General features: G+C 60.0%; 14 protein-coding genes. 5 read left to right on the top strand and 9 right to left on the bottom strand.

The features are described 5' to 3' along the window. Window positions 1-160 precede the first annotated feature (160 nt). Window positions 161-2374, bottom strand: a complete 2214-nt coding sequence (locus ACNFBR_RS28220; protein ID WP_416737775.1) for a DNA internalization-related competence protein ComEC/Rec2 — start codon at window positions 2372-2374, stop codon at window positions 161-163. A gap of 142 nt (window positions 2375-2516) precedes the next feature. Here ACNFBR_RS28220 and ACNFBR_RS28215 point away from each other — a divergent pair, with 142 nt between their 5' ends. After that, window positions 2517-3155, top strand: coding sequence for a DUF2062 domain-containing protein (locus ACNFBR_RS28215; protein WP_416737774.1), 639 nt, complete (start codon window positions 2517-2519; stop codon window positions 3153-3155). Here the strand turns inward: ACNFBR_RS28215 and ACNFBR_RS28210 are convergent. The 3 genes from ACNFBR_RS28210 to ACNFBR_RS28200 all read right to left on the bottom strand — a co-directional run bounded on the left by ACNFBR_RS28210 (window position 3039) and on the right by ACNFBR_RS28200 (window position 5504). Beyond that, window positions 3039-3818: an ABC transporter permease gene (locus ACNFBR_RS28210; RefSeq protein ID WP_012271145.1), complete on the bottom strand. Its 780-nt coding sequence runs from the start codon at window positions 3816-3818 to the stop codon at window positions 3039-3041. The genes ACNFBR_RS28215 and ACNFBR_RS28210 overlap by 117 nt on opposite strands. Continuing rightward, window positions 3815-4747: an ABC transporter ATP-binding protein gene (locus ACNFBR_RS28205; RefSeq protein ID WP_012271144.1), complete on the bottom strand. Its 933-nt coding sequence runs from the start codon at window positions 4745-4747 to the stop codon at window positions 3815-3817. Before ACNFBR_RS28205 ends, ACNFBR_RS28210 begins: the two co-directional genes overlap by 4 nt. Window positions 4748-4880: 133 nt before the next feature. After that, on the bottom strand, window positions 4881-5504 hold the full coding sequence (locus tag ACNFBR_RS28200) for a glutathione S-transferase (RefSeq protein WP_416737773.1): 624 nt from the start codon (window positions 5502-5504) through the stop codon (window positions 4881-4883). Window positions 5505-5786: 282 nt separating this feature from the next. Here ACNFBR_RS28200 and ACNFBR_RS28195 point away from each other — a divergent pair, with 282 nt between their 5' ends. From ACNFBR_RS28195 to ACNFBR_RS28180, 4 genes are all read left to right on the top strand, one after another. Next, window positions 5787-8234, top strand: a complete 2448-nt coding sequence (locus ACNFBR_RS28195) for an acyl-CoA dehydrogenase (protein WP_416737772.1) — start codon at window positions 5787-5789, stop codon at window positions 8232-8234. Window positions 8235-8311: 77 nt separating this feature from the next. Next, the gene (locus tag ACNFBR_RS28190; protein WP_416737771.1) at window positions 8312-8722 is read left to right on the top strand and encodes a PA2817 family protein; all 411 of its coding nucleotides are present in this window, start codon (window positions 8312-8314) and stop codon (window positions 8720-8722) included. A 217-nt stretch (window positions 8723-8939) separates the two neighbouring features. Then, window positions 8940-9485, top strand: a complete 546-nt coding sequence (locus ACNFBR_RS28185) for a fimbrial protein (RefSeq protein ID WP_416737770.1) — start codon at window positions 8940-8942, stop codon at window positions 9483-9485. Between the two features lie 57 nt (window positions 9486-9542). After that, a complete protein-coding gene (locus ACNFBR_RS28180; RefSeq protein WP_416737769.1) occupies window positions 9543-10286 on the top strand; it encodes a molecular chaperone in 744 nt (247 codons plus the stop codon). On the opposite strand, the gene ACNFBR_RS28175 is transcribed toward ACNFBR_RS28180, so the two are convergent. The 5 genes from ACNFBR_RS28175 to ACNFBR_RS28155 all read right to left on the bottom strand — a co-directional run bounded on the left by ACNFBR_RS28175 (window position 10270) and on the right by ACNFBR_RS28155 (window position 23087). Next, a complete protein-coding gene (locus tag ACNFBR_RS28175; protein ID WP_416737768.1) occupies window positions 10270-11721 on the bottom strand; it encodes a hypothetical protein in 1452 nt (483 codons plus the stop codon). The two genes, ACNFBR_RS28180 and ACNFBR_RS28175, sit on opposite strands and share 17 nt — an antisense overlap. A gap of 60 nt (window positions 11722-11781) precedes the next feature. Beyond that, a complete protein-coding gene (locus ACNFBR_RS28170) occupies window positions 11782-13962 on the bottom strand; it encodes an autotransporter outer membrane beta-barrel domain-containing protein (protein WP_416737767.1) in 2181 nt (726 codons plus the stop codon). Between the two features lie 130 nt (window positions 13963-14092). Then, window positions 14093-16072, bottom strand: a complete 1980-nt coding sequence (locus tag ACNFBR_RS28165) for a hypothetical protein (protein WP_416737766.1) — start codon at window positions 16070-16072, stop codon at window positions 14093-14095. Between the two features lie 209 nt (window positions 16073-16281). Then, window positions 16282-20259, bottom strand: coding sequence for an RHS repeat domain-containing protein (locus tag ACNFBR_RS28160; protein ID WP_416737765.1), 3978 nt, complete (start codon window positions 20257-20259; stop codon window positions 16282-16284). Next, window positions 20256-23087, bottom strand: coding sequence for a hypothetical protein (locus ACNFBR_RS28155; protein ID WP_416737764.1), 2832 nt, complete (start codon window positions 23085-23087; stop codon window positions 20256-20258). The genes ACNFBR_RS28160 and ACNFBR_RS28155 overlap by 4 nt, the downstream gene beginning before the upstream one ends. Window positions 23088-23130 lie beyond the last annotated feature (43 nt).

Genomic DNA, 23130 nt, shown 5'->3' with positions numbered 1-23130 from the left:
CGATATCGAGCCATGCGCCAAAGGGCCGCGCGCCCTTGCCACAGGAATAATTGGCCCGAAACAAATGTAGGAGCGAGCTTCGCTCGCGATGCGCCGCGCGGGCGGCGCTCGGTCTCATAGGCGCCACACCTGTAACGGCAAACACCTGCAAGCCCACACCTCAATTCCCCCGAACCCGCCAAAACCGTCGCTGTCCCCTCACCCCTTCCACCTCCCCATGCCGCCCCAACACCAACCGCAACGCCCCCTCCACCGCCGTGTCATGCATCACCACCCCATGCCGCCGATACCGCTCCACGACCTGCGCATGCGGGTGCCCGAAACTGTTGTTGCGCCCACGCGAAACCAATACCCCACGCGGTGCGATTGCACGAACAAACACTTCAGTGGACGAACTGCGGCTGCCATGGTGCGGTGCTTGCAACCAGTCGACACGCCGAGCCTCGTTAGCCGCCAGCCAGGCCCGTTCGGCGCCGGCCTCCATATCACCGGCCAACAACAGTCGCTCACCCTGGGCCTCGACCAGCAGCACGCAAGACCGATCGTTGCTGCTCTGCCCATCAGCCCAACGCCACAGCGAAAAGCGCACGCCGTCCCATTCCCACAGTTCACCACTGACGCAAGGCTCCAGCTCAACGCCCTCCAGTGCTTCCCCTCCGACTATCCGCCCGACCGGCAAACCACGCTGAATGGCCCCTGCCCCGCCGGCATGGTCGGCATGCGCATGGCTGATGACCATCAGATCAAGGCTGGCCACGCCCAGCTTGTGCAACGTCGGCAGCACCACTCGCGCCCCCAGGTCACTTTCGCCCATGGCCGGCCCGGCGTCATACAGCAAGTTGTGATGCCGGGTACGCAGCAGCACCGCCAGCCCCTGGCCAACGTCCAATTGCCAGACCTCGACCTGCCCGAATGGCACTGGCTCCCTGGGCACCCACAAGGCCAGCAGCATCACCCCTCCCAACCCGCGCAGCGGCACACCACGGGGCAGTAAAACCAACAGAGCACCCAAACACACCAACAACCACGCCCACCAGGGCAAAGCCGGCGACACCCATGCCGGGCGCTGCTGCGCCACCAGCGCCAGCAGCCGGAACAGCCCATCCAGCAAGCCACCCGCCAGCCACAACAGCGCCTCCCCTACTCCGCCCAGCGGCAGCAACAATGCACCCAGCAGCGCCAACGGCAACACCGCCAGGCTTATCCACGGCACCGCCACAAGGTTGACCAACGGCGCACTCAGACTAACCGGCAAGCCTGTAACCAGCAGTACCGGTAGCAAACCGATAGCAACGACCCATTGCGCCCGCGTCCAAGCCTGCCAGGGCCGCCAACCGCCCAATCGGGCACTGAAGCAATAAATGAGCGTGGCCACGGCGGCAAACGATAGCCAGAACCCCGGCAACAGCGCCGCCAGCGGCTCGACCAACAGCACCATGACCAGCGCCAGCAACAACGGCAGCATTGCACCAAGGTGGCGAAAGCGCAGGCGCCACAACAGCACCACGGCCAACATCAGGCAGGCGCGTTGAACCGGCACGCCTGCACCGGCAAGCCAGCCGTAGGCCAGCGCTGCCGCCATGGCCAAACCGCAGGCCCAGGGTAACCACGGCAACCGGGCCGGCCATAGCCCCCAACGTGCCAACCCGGCGACCAGGCCATACAGCAAACCGGCGACCAGGCCGATGTGCTGGCCGGAAATAACCAGCAGGTGCACCGTGCCGGTGGCTTGCAATGCCTGCCAGTCTTCGCGTGCCAAGCCCGCTCCATCGCCAAGCACCAGCGCCACCAACGCTTGCTCTCGGCCATTGGCCTCGACCGCCAGCAGGCGCTGACGCAGCGCATCGCGCCAACCACCGGTGACCGGTGCCAGCATCTGCCCAGCCTTGACCGTACCCGTGGCACCTATCCGCCGCGCCAGCAAATACGCCTCGCGGTCCGGCCCATGCGGATTGAGCAGCCCGGCCGGGCGCTGCAAGGTCACGGCCAGCCGCCATTGCTCGCCTGCCCGCAGCGGCGGCCCATCGAACCAGCTCAATTGCAGGCGCTGCGGCAGTTCGGCCCGCCGCGAGCGTGCCGCTTCCAATTCGAAACGCACACCTTGTGCCGTTCGGCCAGGCAAGCCAACCACTCGCCCCTCCAGCCACAAGGTACGGCCATCCAGGCCAGCAGCCAGGCGATCATCAAGGGCTTGCTGCGCAGACCAGCAAGCCCAACAAAAGCCCAAGAGAAAACAACCCAACGGCCAACCCCGGGTAAACAGGCTGGCGACAGCGCAGGCAGCCAGCGTTATCAACCATCCGACCGATGGCAATACGGGGAGAAAGCCCAGGCACAACAGCCCGAGCGCGAGCGCAAACATCCCTGTGCGCATGAGGTAGAGCTCCAGAAGGCGAATCACCTTCTGAGGCATAGCCCAATTGCCGGCAGAGCTTGCTCAACAATTGTCACAAACTCTAAACGAGGCTGAGCAGGATTAAGGGCATACTGCCCGGATCAACGCTCCGGGAGCCTACATGCCGCGCCGACTTTTCAAACGCTACATGCCGGACCCGACCAGCATTCGGGAACACAAGTCCTTACGCTTTTTCGGCAAGTTGCTGCACGACCCGAACCTCTGGCACCTGAATCGCCATTCGGTGGCACGGGCCATGGGTGTTGGCCTGTTCGCGGCGCTGATCCCGATGCCCGCGCAGATGCTACTGGCCGCCGCGCTGGCCATTCCGGTGCGCGGCAACCTGCCGATCGCCATCAGCCTGGTGTGGCTGACCAACCCGCTGACCATGCCGCCGGTGTTCTTCGTCACCTATATGACCGGCGCCTGGCTGATGCAGCTGCCGCCACGCAGCCTGCCCGATGAACTGACCTTCGAGTGGATCACCGACCAGCTGGCCACGGTATGGCAGCCGTTTCTGCTGGGTTCGGTGGTGTGCGGGGTGGTGTTGGGCATCGTCGCCTACTTCACCACTCTGTTGTACTGGCGCTGGTGGATTGGCCGGCAGTGGCGCCGGCGCAAGCTCAGGTGTGCGAAACAGGGCTCATGCCCGCATGCCGCGGCCGCTGACCAGCAGGCGCACGCACAGCAGGTAGAGCACCGCGGTGGCCACCAGCATGAAGGTGATCGCCGTGCCAATGCTGATATCCGACACCCCTAGGATGCCGTAGCGGAACGAGTTGACCATGTGCAGCACCGGGTTGGCCAACGACACGGTCTGCCAGAATGGCGGCAGCAGGTTGATCGAGTAGAACACCCCACCGAGGTAGGTCAGCGGCGTCAGCACAAAGGTCGGGATGATCGAGATATCGTCGAAATTGCGTGCGAACACCGCGTTGACGAAGCCCAGCAGCGAGAAGATGGTGGCAGTGAGCAGCACCACGATCACTGTCACGCCCAGATGATGCACCTGCAGGTCGGTGAAGAACATCGACAAAATGGTCACGATCACCCCAACCGCCAGTCCGCGCAGCACGCCACCCAGTACATAGCCGACGAGAATGGTGTGCGGCGATACCGGCGACACCATCAGCTCTTCGATCGAGCGCTGAAACTTGCTGCCGAAGAAGCTCGACACCACGTTACCGTAGGAGTTGGTGATCACCGACATCATGATCAGCCCTGGCACGATGTACTGCATGTAGGTGAAGCCACCCATATCGCCGATCTGCCGGCCGATCAGGTTACCGAAGATGACGAAGTACAGCACCATGGTGATCGCTGGCGGCAGCAACGTTTGCGGCCAGATACGCAGGAAGCGCCGCACCTCGCGGTAGACGATGGTGTTCAAGGCGACCCAGTTGGTGCGCAGTTCCACACTCATACGGCCACCTTCGACAAGTTTTTTTCCACCAGGGACACGAACAGCTCCTCGAGTCGGTTGGTCTTGTTGCGCAGGCTCTGCACCTCGATGTTCTGCAGCGCCAGTTGGCCGAACAGCGCGGTGATACCGATGTCCTTGTCCACCTGCACTTCCAGGGTATGCGGGGTCAGCAACCGGCTCGGGTAGCCTTGCAGCACAGGTGCGCTGGCCAGGTCCTGCTTCAGATCGAGCACGAAGGTTTCCACATGCAGCTTGCCCAGCAACTGGCGCATGCTGGTGTTCTCGACGATGGTGCCGTGGTCGATGATGCCGATGTTACGGCACAGCTGCTCAGCTTCTTCTAGATAGTGCGTGGTCAGAATGATCGTGATGCCTTTCTGGTTCAGCTCGGTGAGAAAGCTCCACATCGAGCGACGCAGCTCGATGTCCACACCAGCGGTGGGCTCATCGAGGATCAGCAGGCGCGGCTCGTGGATCAGCGCGCGGGCAATCATCAGGCGGCGTTTCATGCCACCGGACAACGAACGCGACTGCACATCACGCTTGTCCCACAGGCCCAACTGGGTCAGGTACTGCTCGGCGCGTTCCTTGGCCAGCTTGGGCGGGATACCGTAGTAGCCGGCCTGGGTCACGACGATGTCGAAGGTTTTCTCGAACTGGTTGAAGTTGAACTCTTGCGGCACCACGCCCAGGCAACGCTTGAGCGCCGAGGGCTCGCGGTCCAGGTCGTGGCCAAACACATTCACCGTGCCACTGGTCTTGTTCACCAGGGTGGAGAGAATGCCGATGGTGGTGGACTTGCCAGCGCCGTTGGGGCCGAGCAAGGCGAAAAAATCGCCTTCGGCAACATCGAGGTCGATGCCTTTGAGGGCCTGAAAGCCATTGCCGTAGGTCTTGGTCAGCTGTCGGATGGACAGGGCGGAACTCATAGCGGGTCACTTACCGAAGAAAAAGGTGCAGGACACGCCAGGTAAAGTCACTGGCGCAGTGAGTGCGGCCATGGTGCAAGGCCAGGCCGCACAAGTACAGTCACATCTATTGATAATGACTATCGAAGCAGGGTCAGGTGAGCGCGGTCATCACTGCGGCCTGGTAGGCCGGGCGCTGTTTCAGGCGCTCATACCAGGCTTGCAGATGGTACATGGCCGGGCGCTCGATGGGCATTTCGAACCAGGCGTAGATAAAGCTACCCAGTGGGATGTCGCCCATGCCGATCTGGTCACCGGACAGGTAAGGCTGCTTGGCCAAGGTTTCGTCGGCGATGGCCAGCAACTGCGCGCACTGTTTGTGCGCGGCGTTGATCGCCACCCAGTCGCGCTGGTCTTCCGGCGTGCGCAAAAGGCCCCAGAACAGCGGGCGGAACGGTGCGGCGAAGGACGAGGTGGTCCAGTCCATCCACTTGTCGGCCAGGGCACGCTGCCGTGGGTCTTCGAGGTACCAGCCCTGCTCGGCGCCGTACTCGGCGCACAGGTAGCGGACGATGGTGTTGGACTCCCACAGGGTCAGGTCGCCGTCTTCGAGCATCGGCACCAGGCCGTTCGGATTGCGCGCGCGGTAGTGCGGCTCGTTGACCACACCGAAGGCGCCACCGGCGTCGATGGACTCGAAGTCCAGGCCCAGCTCGTGGGCGATCCACAGCGCCTTGCGCACATTGCTCGAATTCTTGCGGCCCCAGATCTTCAGCATGGCAACGTCCTTATGAATGCACAGGTGATGCAGTCTACTCCAGACCTTCACCGCCTGTACCGGCCTCTTCGCGGGCAAGCCCGCTCCCACAGGAATACCGGTGGCTTGAAGATTGTGGTGATCCTGTGGGAGCGGGCTTGCCCGCGAAGAGGCCGGTGCAGGTGGACAATCCACTGAAACTCCCGCCGCCAAGCCCTGTCACTGTTCTGAACAGGCCGTTCACAGCGTTGCGTCTAAGCTGTCTGGGACGGCTCAAGCCCTTGGTTCCAAGGAGGACCGATTATGTTGCTGTTGTGGTTGGTAGTGCTGGTCATCGGCGCGGCGTACCTCACGCATCGGCGCCTGGCGCCCCTGCAGATACTGGGCATCATGGCGGCCTATGTGCTGCTGATGGGCATTTTCAGCAGCGCCCCCGGTTGGTTGCTGGCCTTGATCTGGGTGGTACTGGCCTTGAAGATCGCCCTGGTTGCGCTCCCAAACTGGCGCCGCAAAGTGTTCACCGGGCCGGTATTCAGCTGGTTCCAGCGTACTCTGCCGCCCATGTCGCAAACCGAGCGCGAAGCGATCGATGCCGGCACGGTGTGGTGGGATGGCGAACTGTTCAGCGGCCGCCCCGACTGGCGTACCTTGCTGGCCTACCCGGCACCGAAACTGACCGAAGAAGAACAGGCCTTCATCGACGGCCCCACTGAAGCGCTATGCGCCATGGTCAGCGACTGGCAGATCGGCCAGGACCTCGACCTACCACCTGCAGCCTGGGCGCACATCAAACAGAACGGTTTCTTCGCCCTGATCATCCCCAAGGAATACGGCGGCAAAGGTTTCTCGGCTTACGCTCACTCCCAGGTGGCGATGAAGCTGGCCACCCGCAGTGGCGACCTCGCGTCCACTGTGATGGTGCCCAATTCCCTCGGCCCGGCCGAACTGCTGCTGCATTACGGCACCGACGAGCAACGCAACCACTACCTGCCACGGCTGGCGCGTGGCGAGGAAATCCCCTGTTTCGCCCTCACCGGCCCGCTGGCCGGCTCCGACGCCGGCGCCATGCCCGACACTGGGGTGGTCTGCAAGGGCCAATGGAACGGTGAAGAAGTCATCGGCCTGCGCCTGAACTGGGAAAAGCGCTACATCACCCTCGGCCCTGTCGCCACCCTGCTTGGCCTGGCGTTCAAGGCCTACGACCCGGATCACCTGCTGGGTGAAAAGGAAGAACTGGGCATTAGTCTGGTACTGATCCCCACCGACACGCCCGGCGTTGACATCGGCAGGCGCCACCTACCGCTGGGCGCCGCCTTCATGAACGGCCCCAACAGCGGCAAGGACGTATTCGTGCCACTGGACTTCCTGATCGGCGGCCAGGCCATGCTCGGCAAGGGCTGGATGATGCTGATGAACTGCCTGTCGGTGGGCCGTTCGATCTCCCTGCCGGCGGTCGGCACCGGCGCTGCCAAGTACACCAGCCTGGTCACCGGCCAGTACGCCAACATCCGCGAGCAGTTCAACGTGCCGCTGGCCGCCTTCGAAGGTATCCAGGAATCGCTGGCGCGCATCGGCGGCAACGCCTGGCTGATGGACAGCGCGCGCCTGCTGACCGCCAAGGCCGTCGACCTGGGCGAAAAACCTTCGGTGCTGTCGGCAATCCTCAAGTACCACCTGACCGAGCGCGGCCGCGAATGCATCCAACACGCCATGGATGTGCACGGCGGCAAGGCCATCATCATGGGCCCGAACAACTACCTGGGCCGCAACTGGCAAGGGGCACCGATCTTCATCACGGTCGAAGGCGCCAACATCCTTTCGCGCAACCTGATGATCTTCGGCCAGGGTGCCATCCGCTGCCATCCGTTCGTGCTCAAGGAAATGGCCCTGGCCGGCCGAGAGGACCGTGATCAGGCACTCAAGGCATTCGACGACCTGCTGATGAAACACATCATGTTCGCCGCCGGCAACGCGGCCAGCACGTTGGTGTTCAACCTGGGGCTTGGGCGTTTCGAGCCAGTGCCAGGGGATGCTTTGAGCCAAGGTTACTTCCGCGCCCTCAACCGCCAGGCCGCCGCCTTCGCCCTGCTGGCCGACCTGTCGATGATGCTGCTGGGTGGCGCCCTCAAGCGTCGCGAACGCCTGAGTGCCCGTTTGGGTGACGTGCTGAGCTACCTCTACCTGTCCAGCGCCGCGCTCAAGCGCTATCACGACCTGGGCTCGCCGGAGCACATGCAGCCCTTGCTGCGCTGGGCCCTGGAAGAGAGCCTGGGCCAGGCGGAAAAAGCCCTGGACCGCCTGCTCGACAACTTCCCCAACCGTTTTGTCGGCTGCGCGCTACGGGTGCTGGTGTTCCCCTTCGGCCGCCGTCATACCGGGCCGAGCGATGAGTTGGATGCCGAAGTGGCGGCGCTGATTGGCCGCAGCAAGGGCGATCCGGCCCTGGAGGAACTGCTTGCAGGCTGCTTCCGCCCGCAGGCCGATGGCGACCCAGTGGCGGCACTGCAGCGGGCCGCCGACTTGCTGGATGAGACTGCCCCGCTGTACAAGGCGCTACACCAGGCTATCAAGGAGGGCAGGATTCAGCCTGCACCCGGGCAGTCGATAATCGATGCGGCAGTGGAAAGCGGTGCGCTGCAGCCTGGTGACAGGCAACGATTGCACGAAGCAGAGCACGCCCGCCGCGTAGTGATCGATGTGGATGCCTTCGACAAGGCGCAGTTACTGCCTGAACCAGGCAAGGTACGCTGAGCAAGGGGCCGTTTTGCGGCCCCTTCTGTAACCCGCGTATACTCCGCCCCCGTTTCGACCACCCCGAGGACCGCCCCATGGCCAACCCACACTTGGAATATCACCTGCAACTGCTCAACCACCTGCGTACCATTCTGGTGGCGCTGGGGGAAGCTGAGCAGGTCCCAGAGGAAAGCCACGCCCTGTTCCTCGAACGCTTTGACGAGCTGCGGACCCTGCTGCCGCAGAATCCACTGGAAAGCCAATATCTGGGCCAGGACCTGATCTGTCAGGTGATTCAGCGCTACCCGCAAATCGCCCACCTGGTGCCCCGCGACCTGCTGTGGTTCTTCGGTGGAGACTGCCTGCATTACATGCCTGACGAGGAGCTCGACCTGTACCAGCGCCTCGAAGAGCGCCGCTACGAGGCGGATCAAAACGACGAGCCTTTCGACTGGCATCAGGAGAAGCAACTTCTCTCGTTGCCAGGCGACTCTGCCAACCACTGACCCCCTCGACGGTCGCGCCTGATTTTCGGGCGCGATTTACGCAGCAACCAATCGTAATCTCCCGTATTGAAATGGATTCGCCTTACAGACGCTCAGTGCCGCCGAGCCTAATCTGCACGCGTCTCTGTGACAGCTGAGCAGCGCTGTCCAGGGCAGAAAATGAGCCCGTCATCCGTAACGATGATCGCGCTCTTCAACTGACCATCGGGTATTACCAATGAAAAAAACCTTGATCGCCCTCGGCCTGGCCGCGGCCGCCAGTACCGCCCATGCCTTGCCGGACACCGGCACCATCCTCTTCACCGGCAAAGTCAACGGCAACACCTGCTCCATCGAGATTGTCGACCCTTACAACGGTGCGGTCCTGAACCCAATCGTGCTGCCCGAGGCAGATGCGTCTCAGCTCTCGGGTGCCGCTGGCAAAGATTCGGCCCCTCTGGCCTTTGGCCTGAGCATCACGGCCGGAACCAATTGCGACACAACAGGCAAGAAAGGTGTCGTGTCCTTCTCTGGCAAAGACGGCCCAGCAGGCGCAGGCGATACCCTGCATGCACTGCACACTGGCAGCGCCGCTGGCGTAGCGCTGGCAATCAAGGACAACACCGGCACCCTCATCCCTTGGGGGGCCGAATCCAAGGAATATGACCTGAACGACACTGGCGAAAGCACGATGCTGTTTTCTGCCAACCTGCGCTCGACCGCAGCCACTGTCAGCCCCGGGCCAGTTAACGCCACGGTTCCTTTCGTGTTCGACCTGAAATAAGCCCCAGGCCGCGCCGAATACGGCGCGGCCCCTACTTCACAACGCCCTGTGCAGATCATGCCTAACTTCGGATACCAACGCCTTCGACGCGCCCTGCTCCCTTTGTGCCTGGCCCTTTCACTGCCAGTTGCCGAAGCCGCGCTGACCATCAACGCCACTCGGGTAATTCACGCCAGCGACGCTCACAGTTCATCGGTAGTGGTTGCCAACCCGACCAACAGGCTTTTTGCCGTGCAGACGTGGGTCAACACCCAGGCAGACGATACACTCACGGCCGTACCTTTGGCCCCCACCCCCGTGCTGTTCCGCCTGCCCCCTGGCAAAGAGCAGCTTGTGCAGATCAACCGGCTGCCCAACGACCTGCCGCAAGACCGTGAGTCGCTGTTCTTCTTCAATGTCCAGGAAATCCCGCAGGAGGAAACATCCGGCCAGAACCACCTGAACATTGCCATGCGCACACGCATCAAGCTGTTCTATCGGCCCAGCCAACTCAAGGGCTTGCCGAAGGATAACATCAAGCATCTGAGCTGGTTCCTGCAGAAACGAGATGACAGCCTGTATCTGGTGGTCGACAACCCGACGCCCTTTCACTTCACTTTCGACCAACTGGAAGTCAGTGGTGCCGGGGAGTCGGAAAAGCCCAGCGCCATGGCCATGGCACTTCCGTTCGCCCAACAGTTCTACCGCCTGACGCAAGTCCGCAAGGTGCAGGGGCTACAGGTGACCTTCAATACCATCAACGACTATGGCGCCTCTACCGCCGTCATGCAGCAGCCTCTGGCACTCAAGCCAGCAAAGTGATCTCCAGCGGCTCGAAATTCGGCAACGCCGGCCAGGTACGGCCGGCGTCGAAACTGACCTTCACCTCGACCGTGAAGTTCTGCCCCAGCAACAAACTACCCAGGAACGTAAGCGGCACCGTTAAATCACCTGTTGCACCGATCCCTGACTCCAATTCACTCTCGGTGACCGCATGATTGTGCATGACTGGCAGATTACTGGCGCCTTCGCTGGACACCCCGCGAATCTCGATGCGGACCCACTGATCCACACTGATCAGCTTCCAGGGCGCCAGGGTAATTGCCGGATCCCGCGTCTGCTGCTTCAAACTGAATGTCGTACCTGTCGTACCCGATAGCTGTGGAATAGGCATGCTGGAGCGCGGAAGCGGTGCTATCGCGACCCGCCTGACATCCGACCACCATTGGCCGTCGCTCCCGTCTACTGCGTAACGCAGCGGGACTGTCTTGCCACTCAGGGCAACCACATTACGCTCGGCAACTCGATAGCTGCGCACACCCTCCACACCCGGCAACAACTGCTCGCCGAACATCCCAAGCGCCCACTCCACCGTGAACGGCTCGCCCGGATAGATGACTGCCGGTTCAGGTATACGTATTTCCAGAGGCTCATGAATGTCGATCAGCATCAGGGTCACCAGCTCCTGATTGCCAGTCGCCAGCGGCACCTCTGGCCAAGGAAGTACCCGTGGCACCGGCTTGGCATCGACGATAACGGCCTTGGGGACCGCCACCTGGCTTTCGTTTCCTGCACGGTCACGCACCAGATACTGCCCATAGCGGACGCCATCACCGCGCGCCCGGATCATCTGGCCGTCATATTCGATGATCACGGGCGTGCCAGCATTCGCACTGGTCAAAGTGAGTTCACCTACCTGGGTGTTGTCCAGTGGCTGATCATCCCAGTAGTACACGATCGTATCGCCGGGCATGAACACTTGGTAGTCCGGCACCTGCCCGCGCAACACTTCACCATGCTTCTTGAGAAATTCGTCAGTCAACGGCAGCGAGCCCAGCTCTGGAAACTCCAGGCGCCCTCTGTCACCGCCCAGAACCGGAGCGGTGCGATCGATGGTCAAGGTCAAGGGCTTGGAGCCGGTTTCCACGCCGTTATAGCCCAGAACGCGGTAAGTAACCTTGAATTCGCCCTCTTTAAGCAATGAGTCGACCGGCACATCGATAAACAGCTCATTGGGATCGATGGCCGCATACCAGGTCTTTTCATCAACGAATTCGCCATCCCAGTACAGGGAGAGTGTTTCCGGCCTATCCGGGCTAGGACTGGAAATCGGCCACTGCGGTACCTCGATACGCAAGGGCCTGCTGAGATCTGCAACTGGTAATAATCCCGGCGCGCCATCTGTGATGTCGTCCAGCGCCGCCGGTGCCGACGGAGGGTCTAGGACATCGTAATTGCGTATTGAATCCATTGGCATGATGCCTTCCTCCAAGACCGAAAACGGCAAGGGCGAGCTTTCGCTCGCCCTTGGCCAACATTACCAGCGATAACTCACACCGATATTTGCACCCCACGGCTGCTCGATTTGCTCACCGTTGCTGTAATCGAAATCAGCATGCATCTGCAGGCGCTCGTCCAACGCCACCGCAATCCCGACCCCCAGTTCACCTCGCGAACCGGCCAGGTCATTGTCGAAACGGTGGTCATTGACCTTTACCTGGTTATTGCTCACGAACTCATGTGCATACGCGGCGCGCACATAGGGCTGGGCAAAACGCCCCTCCCCCAGGTCGAAGGTGCGTCCCAGCGTGGCACCGGCCTTGCCCAGCAGCGACCGGGTATCGTCACCCTGTGCCTTCAGACCGTTGTCCAGGTGGTAATCCTTGCCCGCGATGTTCACTGCCGACCACTGGGTATAAGGCTCGACGAAGTAACCATCACCCAAGGCGATATGGCGGCCAAACTCCACAGACCCACCAACGCCCAGGTTGTCATAGCTGCCCTTGGCACGCTCGCCATCACTCAACGTTACCTTCGAATCGTTGTCGAAGCGGTTGAGTTTGACCACGCTATCGAAGTAGTAGCCACTGCTTGCATCGAGCCACGTGGCATACAGGCCGAGGTAGTAGCTTTTGACTTCGGCAGAACCGCCACGGGTCAGGTTGAGGTCGGACGAACTGTGCCCGGCCATGACCCCAGCCAACCACTGCCCATCGCCCCAAGGCAACGGCGTATCGGCCCCTAGAGAAAACCCTTGTTGCGTCTGCTTGTAACCTGCTTGGTCGCTAACGTTGTACTGATTGCCGTAGGCTCTGGCCCAGGCCCCAGCCTTGCGCTCGTCCAGGCGCAATTCGCCCATGCGCCCACGCAAGCTGGTCAGCTCACCGTACCAGACCGTCGGAGCAGTGTTGAACAGCGCCAGCACCGAAGCGGTGCTAGGGCTGATGACTTTGCTGGAGCCGTCTAGGAACCAATCGTTGCCGCGCTGCGCCAAGGCATAGGAAAACGCGCCCAAGTCGACCGGCCCGTTGAGCAACGAAAACGAAGCATCGCCACTCTCGACGTGAACCAGGTGCAACGAATTCGGCGCGGTCGGCTCGGCACCACTGCTACCAACCAGCAAGCTATGGTTGCCGCTGGCATTCCCGGCTACTTCAAGAAAATCGGTCTGCCCGGTGGCGAAATCGGCATCCATGATGAAGGTGCCGCTCCCCGACAACTCTCCCAGGGTCAAACGTTGGTACTGGTTGGCTTCGCCAAAGCGCACCTCACCGCCGTTCATCTGCAGTTGGCCGACCTGACTGTCCTCGACCATGGTCCAGCGGCCTTGGTTGGCGAGCGTCAGGCTGGCCACATTTTCCAGGCGACCGGTCAGGCTGGCATGGTTATCCAGGCTCACGTTCGCGGTCGAGCCTGCTTCAGCACGAATGTCACCTACCAGTTGGGCGTTGTCGACACTCAGGTTCGCCGTGGAATCGCCCAGCACCTCCAGCAGGGTACCGTTACTGCCCTTGAGGGTCGACCCCGCGCCGACCAGGATATTGGCGCTCGCTGGCCCCAGGAAGGCATCGCCCACGACGATTGCCGAACCGTCCAGGCCTTCGACATGAGATCCGACCAGGCTTACCTCGGCCGCATCGGCAAAATCTGGGTCGGCCAGAATCTCCAGACCGGTGCGTGCCCCACTGATGGTGCTGCCGCTGGCAGTCAGGCTGGCGTCACCGAACATTTGCACCGCCCCCGAGTTGCCATTGCTGACCAGCGAGCTGTTTTCCAGCACCAGTGTAGAGCCGGCACTCAGCGACGCGCCCCCACGCCCCCCTTCGACATGGCTGTCACTGACCGTCACCGTCGAGCCCACACCGCCTTGGCGAACAAGGCGTAAACCGAACAGATCGGCGCGTATGGAACTATTGCCGCTGATAATCCCGTTCGCCGCAACCAGCGCTACGCCTTCCGACGCCCCCCCCTCAACCGTAGTGCCTTGTAAGTTCAAACCACTGCCTGCGTTTGCCCTGATGCCCTGGGTGGTGGCGCCCGTGGCATTCAGTTGCCCCCCCGAATTGACCAGGTAACTGTCAGACGCGGTCGAAGCATCAATGTTCAATTCACCATCGACAATGGTTTGCGCCCAAACCGGCGCCGTCCAGAGCAGCAACAAGGGTGCTCTGAGACTGCGTGTTACAACATTAAGACCGAAAATATGAATGGACGTCATAAGAAAGGCTTGCCTGTAAGAAATGCGAAAACGACGTATGGGTCGAAGGCTCACAAAACTACAAAGAAATACCTTCAAGATATGTAGGAAAAGCCGACAAATGCCGAATGGACGGCCTTTCCTCAAACCCTCAGGGGCCCACTGGGCAAGAGCCGTTAGCGTCGTGCATTGAAACAACACGCTCTTCGAGGTCCGATACATAGGTGCGACCTCCGAACTCAAACTCATAGTGCACCCTTCCTCGCCCATCGCGATCGGGAGGTGCGGCGTGATAAATCGGCAGAATATGATCTGCATAAGGCTGAACACGCCAAACGAAACCATTGATGTTGGTTGTTGAGAGTACAATTTCTTCTTCTAAATCCACGCCAGCTACCGGTACATCGCCATCAAGCCCTTGAACGGCAGTCCATTTCATCGTCACCTTGTCACCCACTTTGAGCCCGTATTGCGCCAGATCCGGCACCTGAACACGGATTGCAGGGACAGACGGGTCACTTGGATCCCAAAGCGCATCGCAGGTCAGCCAGCCTACAGGGGGTTGGGTATTGCCGCCCAAGAACTCTGGTTTTTCCGGATGGATGTCGATGGCAGTCACATCCACCTCGGTGCTATCGGACCATACAACGTTCGGGTTGCCCGGTCGCGTGACCTTGTAGTGGACCGGAACGATACCGTTGCCACTCGCTGCGATGGCCGCCCATGGCACCTGGAGCTCCAGTTGTGCACCGATATCACCGCTTTCCAATGGATAGTCCAATGTGTCGAGATGGGTGTCGCCCCAGTAGAAACTGAGTTCGTCCAACTCCTTCAACGACATATGAATATCCAGAATCAAGCGCGCATCTTCAAACTCATCAGCAGGAAGCAATTCGTTCTCCGCGCCGGACACCTTGCCGTAAACAGTAGGAAGCGGCAGCCGCGGGTTTACCGGATCCGGCCAGTCCGGATCAGGATCAATAGGGTTGATCGGGCCAATTCGCTCGAGATTGACCATGACCTCGATGTCCCGCCCCCCTTGCGGCACGGTACCCCTGCGCACTTCGTAAGCCACCGTCACGGGAACCTCACCCGTGCTGCTGGCACCGTAGCTGTCCCAAACAACTTTCGGTGCCATCCGAAAGTCCATCGGAAATGCGTTGATGCTGCCCACCTCACGCCACTCGGACTCATCGTTGCCCCAAATCACCCGCACCTGGTCGGTCGACTTGGCGTTATCGAAGGCCCGCACTTGCACGACGACGCCGTCAAACACATCCTGCTGGTCGATCACGCCATCATCAGCTGCGGCCACTAGAGGGTCTTGCAAATTGCCAGGCAATGGGCCTATGGCCACCCCCACCGCCCGTGGGGCCGAAAGCCGGCTGATATTACCCGCCTTGTCCATCAGTACGTAGAACGCGTATACACCGCCGTCCCCCAGCGCTCGGATGGTGTCGACAGGCACGGCGATATCCTGTGGCAATGTACCCACGTCGGCGAAGCCATCAGGGTCAACAACTTCACCTTCAGCCGGTACTTCGTCGAGCCAGAACCAGAACACCTTGTCGCCGCCGGCCCAGTCTGGATAATCGGGTAATGATAATTTTGCTGTAGCTATATTCGCCTCAGTAATATCGGCAATGGACGGAAATGCGACAGGCGTGGCTTTATCGTAAGGAGGCTCTCGGTCAAATCTGAGTGTCAGCCTATCTGACGTATCACTAGCATTATTGTATTTCAATAACCTGTACTCAAAACTGTTATCGCCATCTACCCACCCCTCCAGCTGCGCGCGATCAAATATGACCGGGAGCGGAAACATACCAGCATCATCGCGATCGAACTGCTGCTCCAGAACCGGCCTGTCGGTTGGCACATGTATAACTGTCAGCGAGTCATAGTAGCCAGGCGGCGCCATTGGATTCCAGGCAGGAATGGTAATCTGGAATACCTTGCTATCATCTTCCAGGTATTCGACCTTGACCGTATTATCGGCAGGGTCTGCAATCAATGTTGCGTCTACGCTCGGAGCGACCATCGCTTGTGGCTGAGCATGATGAATACGAATCGGGCGCAGTTTCGGCTGACCCTTTTTCACTGCAGGTCGTTTGCCAGCTAAATCATTCATTGCAAGATCTCCCGTTAATCGGCACAGGTACAGATCAGCGGCTCAAGCACCTGATTGGCATCAGCATCCCGGAGCCTCGGTCCTGATTGAAGCCTGTACTCAATCACGATGCATCACAACTGGCATTTTTATCAGGTATTCGAAAAAACTCAGTCTTGACAGGCATAAAAAAGCCCGTGCAAGCACGGGCTTTCTCATTCATTTTTGCATCACCCGTTTGAAGTTTCTTGACTGGCCAAACGGTCCACAGGGTCATAGCCGTAGCGGCTCGTTTGCTCGGGCACATCACCGCTTGCAGGTACGGTCACTGCCACCAAACGGTTCAAACCATCATAATTCAACTCACGCCCTGCCTCATCCGTGATCAAGCATCCGTTGCCGTCATACTTAAGCGTCACATTACCACTCGAGTAATCAGGGTGATCATTGTCAATACTGGTTAACTGCGCCGGATCAAGGGCATTTTCGAATCCGTATGTCGCCATGTTGCTGCCACCGGGGAATACCGTAAAAACCCGGGTGATATTATCTATATCGTCGAAACGAAAATACTGTTCATGGATTACCTTGCCAAATGGATCAACGGGTGAAAGTTCACCGTCGCTGGTATATTCTTCCAGCCGACCGCGATCATCGTAGGCATATGCCTCCTTACGCAGTACACGCTCACCCTCCTGCAACGTTCGCGAAGTCAACGCATCCCGTACATCATATTCCTGCGCCAGGCTCTGCCCTGCGGTATTCATCGTGAACGTGCGCAACACTTCCCGATCAAACGCGTCGTAGCGCAGCTCCGTTGTCAGGAACTGCTCCCCTTCACGCGTATCAATCTTGAGCTGTCGGCCAAGGGTGTCATAGGTGAAACGGGCCGTTAACTCCCCTAACGTCGTCAGCTCCAGCTGGCCCGCAGCGTTGTAGGAATAGTGCTGAACCTGGCCGAGCACATCGGTGTACGTCAGTGCACGTTCACGCAGGCTGGCCTGGTAATGCATGACGTGATCGTTACGCACTTCCGACTTGATCGCTCCGGTGCTGAAGTAAGTGCGCCTAATCCGATCCCCTGCCTCCTCGGCGGTGCTGAGGCGCGCATTCTTGGCGTCGTATACATAAGTGGCCTCGAAATTCTGCGCAGCAACCTGGGACTTCGTGTTGACGACCTTGCGAGTGACAGGCTGCTCGTTCAATTGAAGGTTGTACGCGTAGTGAATGATCTCACCGGCTGGCGTAATCACCCTGTTCGGTTGGCGCTGACCCGGCAGGTAGAACATCTGCCGCTTGCGCCCACCGGTAATCGACACAACCATGCGGCCCAGGCCATCGAACACTTGTTCACCAAGCACCTTGTCGCCTACCTTGATAAGCACCGGCAAGTCTTCACCGCTGTGCGAGGCATAGTCGCGGTGCACCCTGCTCCCGTCTGCAAGGGTTTCGTCCACCAGCCGGTCAAACAGGTCGTAGGCAAAGTGTTTGCTGGCCTTGCGAGGGTCTATCTCTTGCGTCAAGCGCCCCAGCCCATCGTAGTGGTTTTCCTGCACACTGTAGGATGTGCCGGGCTGGCTCGGCCCATCGAGAGTGAAACGCTCCACTTTTACGGGCTTTTCGAACAGGTTGAGCCAGCTGACAGTCTTGCCGGTTCGGCCTACTCCGCCAGGCTCCAGCAGGTCACCCGTACTGGCGTCACGCAGTTCGCCATCCTCCGTTTCGCTCCAGTTGATTTGCACTGGGCCGTTCTGCCACTGCGCACTGCCCTGCGGGTCGATCTGCTCGAAATGCCTGACGTTGTCCGGGCCGATCTGGCAATACTGCTGGCCCCAATCATCGTACAGGTAACGCGTGGCGTAAGCGGTTTCCGCCGCCGTCGCTTCCACCGGCTTGCCAGCCCGTTGCGCAGCCTGGGCATCGACCTTTTGGGGTTCATAGTCGAGCCAGTCGTATTCGGTTTCCTCGACAAGGTTGCCGAAGCCGTCATGGGTCATCTTGTAACTGGCACGGAATGCCTTGGCACGCAAACCATCGGGGTTGTCCGCATCCTGACGTTCCTGCGCCACGGCGCGGTTCAGGCCATCTATCCAGGTCCGGGTGACCACGCCTTTGACATCCTCGCTGGTCTGATCAGCTTGCTGGCCGGCCAGGGTAACCAGGCTGTAAGTATAACGGCGCGAAGCCTTGAACTCGGGGTCGTTGGGCGAAACAATCTCCTCGATCACCCGACGTGGCGGATCGTAGCGGTACTCAATCTCTACCTCATTGTCGTCACGGTTGAGCAGCGGCAGATTATTCAACACATCCTGACGCAGGGTTATCACCTTTTCGGCATGATGCGGGCTACCGTATTCCTGCTCCGTCTTGTGGTCAAAACCAGTATGGGTCTGCACCGTTTGCAACACATTGGCACCGATCGCGTTCGACATCTCATAGAGGTAGGAAATCTTGGTCGGTTTGTTGTCGAGTGTGGTGACCTGAGATCGGACACGGCCGTATTGCATAGCGGCACGATGGGTACCGTAGTACAGGTAGTCCGTCGCACTATAGGGCTGGCCGATCGGGTCGCTGCCACTGGCAAGTTTCAGCAAGGTCTCATTCTTCACCACTAGCGCACCCGCCCTGTCAAGGGCGCCCACCTTGGCTGGCAGGCGCCCATAAGTGAGGCGAGTGCAGAGGATTGGCGCCACCGGTTGCCCCTGCTCGCCAGGGCCGGGTATCACCGTCGTGTCGCGCAGGCTGCGCACAAATTCCTGCGGATCCGGCGGGCAGTCGGCACCCTCGCCCTCCTTGGGGTAAAACGCGTACCGGGTGCACACACCGTTGGCCAGCGCTTCTTCGAGCAGGTTGCCGTAATCGTCGTAGAGTGTCTTGTCCGTTTCTTCCCGTGGCCAAGTTTCGCTGCCTTTCTTCCAGCGCCGCGTCACAGTGTCGGGCATCTGGAAGAACTTCGCCTGCTGGCTGAAGGGCAAGCCGGGCGTCTCGTGATACTTCGTGACCACTTCGTGCACGTGCTCGTTCTGCGCGTTGACTTGGCGGGTCATGAGGTGAAAGCGGTTGTAGTACTGAACAACGGTTTTCACAACCTGCTCGGGTGCGTTTTCCGGCTTGTCGGCGTGCAGGTAGTGAGTAACCTGCGTGTGATACTCGAAGTCCGAACCCGTGAACTTGTAGAGGTTGTCAAGGCCATTGTCGACCCAACTGACGCCAGCAGCCCCTCGCCCCAGGAAGTTGTTGTCCGAGTACGCGTAGGTGGTCAACATGGCGGGCTGCCCAGCACCAGGCTCGGCGAGATGACGCTTCACCCTTGGCAACGCTGGATGCACATCCCCCGGGAAGCGATGACCAATCCTGTCACCGTACTCGTATTCGATGGTCTCGCTGCCGCCTACTGGGTTGTCCACCTTGCTCAACACCGCAAGGTTGCGGTCGCGCTCGTAAGCGATGTGTTGGTATTGCAGGCGCCAACTGCCCTTGTTCGCGTTCGGATCATTCTGGTCAAAGGGCAGTTGCACCGATACGAGCAAGCGCAGTGCCGGTGTGCCTTCGACACTCAGGCCCAGCGTATAACGTGCCGACGGCCTGCCCTGGTCACCTGCCTCTGGATGCAGGTCAAGCAGCACCTCTCCACTGCTGTAAGACAAGGCAAGCAGCTTGATCCCGCCGCCATCTTCGATGCTGGTCAGGCAGGGTGTACCATTGTAACTATCGTTGTACGCCAAGGTGATCCAGTGCCCCAGCGGGCCTTCGACGCGTACCGGTAGTGCAACGGTATTGTCACCGCTGCCCTGCAGCTCCAGAAATTCCACCAGACCGGATTTGTGCACCACCCGCCAACGGGCACCCGGCGTGTCTTCATGCATGTGGAAGCTTTCCAGCGTGCGCTCGTCGATGCCTAGCCCTGTGCCGTCGCCGAGGTCAGATCCGGTGATCTTGTAACGCTCCCCGGTGTGCATTTCGAGCATGCCGCTGGCGGGCGTGAATTGCGTAAGGTTCAAACTCCAGCCATGACCAAAGCCCGCATCTTGACTGCTCGTCGGGTTGAACCCCAGGCGCAGTGGCAGCGATGGGCCCATGAGCTGGTTGCCCACCAACTCCGGAAAGGCGATACCCAAGGTGTACTGACCGGTACGGGGATCGACACTGTTCTGCACGAAACTCATGAAATTGAAGGCATTGGAATGCAACCAGTTTTTATTGCTCATGGTTGATTACCCTCTTGCTTGGCGCCTATGTTGAGTACCAGTGCATTGCGGCTATCCAGCACGGTCCGCCCCGGGAAGTTGACCCGCAACCTATGAAGGTTGCCCTCTTGATCGTACAGCTGGGCTTCGAGGCCTCGATCCAACACGGCACGGTACATTTTCTGGACGCTGCCCTTGGCCATCTTGTCGTGCCAGTACGGCATGTCGGGTACGCGATGCAGGCAGATCATCAGCTCGCCTTTGCCAGGTACCCGATTATCGATAAAGTCGGCTTTCAGCCCTTCGTACTTCAGTTCCTCAGCCATCGCCAACAGGCAGCCGTCGATCGTCAGTTGCGTCGGTACAGGTTCGCCCGGGGGATTGAAGGCATATGACAGGTAGCTGAAGTAGGTTTCCTTGACTTGCTCGCTTTCCCAGCGAACAGCAGATGCCGCACTCAGCTTGCAGATGAGGAACAGCACCGGAACCCCCAGGTGGGTACACGACAAGGTCCAGTAATCGATCGTTTCGTCGCTGAAGCTGAATAGGTCTTCACTACCGATTGGAGGAGGCGGATTGTGGAACATCCGCTCAGGCGTGATGCTGTATTCCGACACGGGAAAGTGCGGGACAGTGAGGCTCTGCAACATGAGTGTGCCCTGCTTGTCGCGCGAGTCAAATTCACCGCCGCCGTCCTTGGTGAACTTGGCAAAGATTTTCGGGTTTCCGGGCGTGGTGCTCTGGAAGTAGAACCGCTTGTGCTTGGTCGCATCATCCTCTTTCACCTCACTGAGCACGGTCGGGGTTCCCCGGGGCTTGAACGGGTTGCGAGCCAGGTTGACATACCACTCCGCAACATCTGGCCCAGGCTCGACCCCATCGTCACCCGCCTCCACGAACGGCAGTTGCAGTTTGCTTTCGTCGTAATAGAACTTCAGCGTCGCCATCTCGGTCGGGCTCAACGGAATCGCCAGGTCGCCCACTTTCTCGGTCTCGATGGAGACCAGCACTTCCACCTGTTGCATGCCGTTGGCAAGGCATTCGTGGGTGCCACGCACCTGCAACTCGAAACGCTTCAAGCTGCGCCAGACCGGCGGAGTCGTCGATTTCTCGGCCAGTTCGATCACGGCATAACCGGTGGGCTCTCCGTTGACTTCCGCCATGACCACAGCTGCAACTGATGAACTCGTGGCCGGCGGGGTGTACAGCCCATTCTGGTCAATGCTGCCGTCACCGAAAACTGCCCACCGGGTAGTCGTAGCCGGGTCAGGCAGACTGAGGGACTGACCATCTTTCAAAGTAACGCGCTGTTTGGCCAGCGCGAACTGGATGGGTACTGCGGCATCGATTTCGGATACATAATTGGGCTCGAGCGTAAGTGTGGCTGGGTAGGCAAAGATGACTACCACGGCTTCGGCACTCTTATCACTGCTGGTACTCGCGACGATGTGCTGCATCAGTACTTCCGGGATAGGCGCTTCAGGGGTGTACGGCTCGAACATCACCACCCCCCCTCCCAGCCGCGTCAGCTTACCGAGCTCGGGTTCACCCTGCGCAATGTCAATGGTTGCCGAACTGTCGGAACTCGAAAGCGTGATAGCCCGCTCGCCCTCCGACCAGGTGGCAACCCGCGGTGATAGCTCCAGGGCCTTGACCGACTCGACGATCAGGGCGTTGCGCACTTGCTCGCCCTGTGGTGTCTGGAAGCGGTTGGAAACCACCACCACCTGCTGCGCCTGGCGGAAGTTTTTGGGCTGCGAGGTATAGCTCCCGCTTTGGGTAATATCCTTGGAACCCGTGGAGAACTGCATCAATTCGGCCCCCCACGACTGTTCGGCGGCGTCGAAGGCAGTCGTGCCCCCATTCAATTCAAACTGGCGCTGCTGGCCAGCCTGCATCTGCGAGCGCAGTGGCTCGACATTGAAGGTCCCCGCGGTTGGATCGATGCTGCCGAACAGCACCCGGTCCAGAGGGTCGTACTCCTCCAGAACGCCCACTTCCTGGGCGTTGGGCATGCGCAATTGACCCAGCATGCCTGGCTGGTACTTGGTGAACAAGCCTTTGAGGTCCTGGTTCAATACCACCGTGGTATTGAACTTCCGCACGCCATCTACGCGGGTATCATCTGGAATCAGGTAGGGGAACGTAGCCGGGTTGGCCGGCAAGGTGCCATCCTGGGCGCCGACCTTGAGCCTGCAAAACAGCACCACCGCCCCCTCTCCAGCATGTGGCGAATCCTTCGACTGGCCTTCGGGATGTGCCTGGGTACGCAGGGTAAAGCCCACAGGGCACAAAGGCCCGAAGTCACTGAAGTCCAGCGTAGCGGCTACCGTATTCCGCCGGTACGAGGATTGTTCCAGGATTTTACTTTTGATGCGCCCACCTATGAGCAAAGCTGCCGGGCCGGTCAACCCAAGGTTACAGCTTGCCACCCCGCTCTCCGCCAGATTGAGCGTCAAGCGGCCCTGGCTGCTGACGTCGGTCATTTGAACTTGCAACGTGACGGTCATGCTCAGCTGATAACCCATGTGCTCATGTAGGTTCATGCTGTAGTTCAGACGCGGCGGGCGGCCGGTGTAGTGCAGGCTGGAGACGACACTGCCGGTGAGGATGGGCAGCGTTACCTTGGCATTGGCATTGGCCATGGAAGCGCCTTCGAAAGAAAGGCGCGGCGGCCCGAGCACCACATTGGAGAGGGTGAGGAATTCGGTCTGGCTTTCATCCAGGGCAAAGCTATCTTCGACGGGCAGGATGAAACGCTGGTCATCGAATGCGGCCAGGAACTGCTGCTCGAGCATGCTATTGATTTGTGCGCCGTCGATCGCCACGATCGCGCCCCAGTCATGCATCACACCACCTTTGCTCAGGCGTTCCAGCAGGGCATCTTTCGAA

This window comes from Pseudomonas sp. NY11955 (genome assembly GCF_048068035.1).
Taxonomy (GTDB): domain Bacteria; phylum Pseudomonadota; class Gammaproteobacteria; order Pseudomonadales; family Pseudomonadaceae; genus Aquipseudomonas.
The sequence above is the reverse complement of the archived record's forward strand: the minus strand, read 5'-3'. Positions and strand labels throughout refer to the sequence as shown.

Coding starts and splice junctions, on each gene's coding strand:
- ACNFBR_RS28220 (WP_416737775.1), bottom strand. CDS start 2,374: ATGCGCACAGGGATGTTTGCGCTCGCGCTCGGGCTGTTGTGCCTGGGC.
- ACNFBR_RS28215 (WP_416737774.1), top strand. CDS start 2,517: ATGCCGCGCCGACTTTTCAAACGCTACATGCCGGACCCGACCAGCATT.
- ACNFBR_RS28210 (WP_012271145.1), bottom strand. CDS start 3,818: ATGAGTGTGGAACTGCGCACCAACTGGGTCGCCTTGAACACCATCGTC.
- ACNFBR_RS28205 (WP_012271144.1), bottom strand. CDS start 4,747: ATGAGTTCCGCCCTGTCCATCCGACAGCTGACCAAGACCTACGGCAAT.
- ACNFBR_RS28200 (WP_416737773.1), bottom strand. CDS start 5,504: ATGCTGAAGATCTGGGGCCGCAAGAATTCGAGCAATGTGCGCAAGGCG.
- ACNFBR_RS28195 (WP_416737772.1), top strand. CDS start 5,787: ATGTTGCTGTTGTGGTTGGTAGTGCTGGTCATCGGCGCGGCGTACCTC.
- ACNFBR_RS28190 (WP_416737771.1), top strand. CDS start 8,312: ATGGCCAACCCACACTTGGAATATCACCTGCAACTGCTCAACCACCTG.
- ACNFBR_RS28185 (WP_416737770.1), top strand. CDS start 8,940: ATGAAAAAAACCTTGATCGCCCTCGGCCTGGCCGCGGCCGCCAGTACC.
- ACNFBR_RS28180 (WP_416737769.1), top strand. CDS start 9,543: ATGCCTAACTTCGGATACCAACGCCTTCGACGCGCCCTGCTCCCTTTG.
- ACNFBR_RS28175 (WP_416737768.1), bottom strand. CDS start 11,721: ATGCCAATGGATTCAATACGCAATTACGATGTCCTAGACCCTCCGTCG.
- ACNFBR_RS28170 (WP_416737767.1), bottom strand. CDS start 13,962: ATGACGTCCATTCATATTTTCGGTCTTAATGTTGTAACACGCAGTCTC.
- ACNFBR_RS28165 (WP_416737766.1), bottom strand. CDS start 16,072: ATGAATGATTTAGCTGGCAAACGACCTGCAGTGAAAAAGGGTCAGCCG.
- ACNFBR_RS28160 (WP_416737765.1), bottom strand. CDS start 20,259: ATGAGCAATAAAAACTGGTTGCATTCCAATGCCTTCAATTTCATGAGT.
- ACNFBR_RS28155 (WP_416737764.1), bottom strand. CDS start 23,087: ATGCATGACTGGGGCGCGATCGTGGCGATCGACGGCGCACAAATCAAT.